This window comes from Moorena sp. SIO3I6 (genome assembly GCF_010672095.1).
Genome location: NZ_JAAHHU010001344.1, coordinates 1 through 1,405 on the forward strand (window position 1 = coordinate 1; position 1,405 = coordinate 1,405).

1 rRNA gene is annotated in these 1,405 nt (G+C 47.5%); it reads right to left on the minus strand.

From position 1 onward, the window contains the following. A 16S ribosomal RNA gene (locus tag F6K49_RS49175) occupies positions 1–738 on the minus strand; the annotation flags it as partial. Positions 739–1,405 lie beyond the last annotated feature (667 nt).

Genomic DNA, 1,405 nt, shown 5'->3' on the forward strand with positions numbered 1-1,405 from the left:
ACTCAACGAAGAGCATACGAAGTCTTTGCGAAGAAGAACAGACCAGTCAGTAACACACCTTGCGGCGGACCAACTGGCCCGTCCCGAAATCCAACTACGAGCTTTTTAACTGCAACAACTTTAATATACGCTATTGGAGCTGGAATTACCGCGGCTGCTGGCACCAGACTTGCCCTCCAATTGATCCTCGTTAAAGGATTTAAATTGTACTCATTCCAATTGCGAGACCTATTAAGACCCCGTATCGTTATTTCTTGTCACTACCTCCCCGAGTTGGGATTGGGTAATTTTCGTGCCTGCTGCCTTCCTTAGATGTGGTAGCCGTTTCTCAGGCTCCCTCTCCGGAATCGAACCCTAATTCTCCGTCACCCGTTACAACCATGGTAAGCCACTACCTTACCATCGACAGTTGATAGGGCAGAAATTTGAATGAAACATCGCCGGCGCTAGGCCATGCGATTCGAAAAGTTATCATGAATCACCAAGTAAACGGACCACGAGGATCCGCATTGGTCTTTAATCTAATAAATACATCCCTTCCAGAAGTCGGGATTTTTCGCATGTATTAGCTCTAGAATTACCACAGGTATCCATGTAGTAAAAAGTACAATCAAATAAACGATAACTGATTTAATGAGCCATTCGCAGTTTCACAGTACAAGTGCTTATACTTAGACATGCATGGCTTAATCTTTGAGACAAGCATATGACTACTGGCAGGATCAACCAGGTAACTACCGTCCAGGTGAACGAATTCACACTGTTACACACACTGCTACCAACAAGAACCGAAGCTCGAGATGGAACAGGCGTATGTTGACATACCGACGACGTATCAAACGCTGCATCCCAATTACGAGAACTGAGGATTTCACGCTCGAATCAAGTTTGCCAAGCCTAACGGTCCCATAAGCACACTCTAGGTTCGGGGGTGGCTACTCAGTCCACACAACCCTACTGCCAAGAGCGGTGCCTACGAGGGAGACACAAAGGTCCCCAGTAGCTTATTCACGCCTTACACTAGGTGCAAACACGCGCACACCCTGTGCTCGTTCACCCCACGCATTGCTGCGCAGAGCTATGTGAATGAAGCTCCCAACAAGCCACAGAACAACCCAACGACGCAAGTAAGGCGCCCTTGCCGACACTGAAGAACAGCTCAACAGCACCAACTCGGGCACTAACAAACTCACTAACCAACGCACTGTGGTACAAACAGAGCGCTTATACGAACTCTCATACACAGACTGCTCACACAGACTGCTCGATCGTTCTGCAACCCTGTCTCCACATTATAAGGGGACAAATTCTGCCTAGAGGCTAAATATGCACGAAATAGACACACTGACACTGCAAAAACAGGCTAAATTTACATAAGTCGCGCAAATGCAGCATCGCAGCCTGA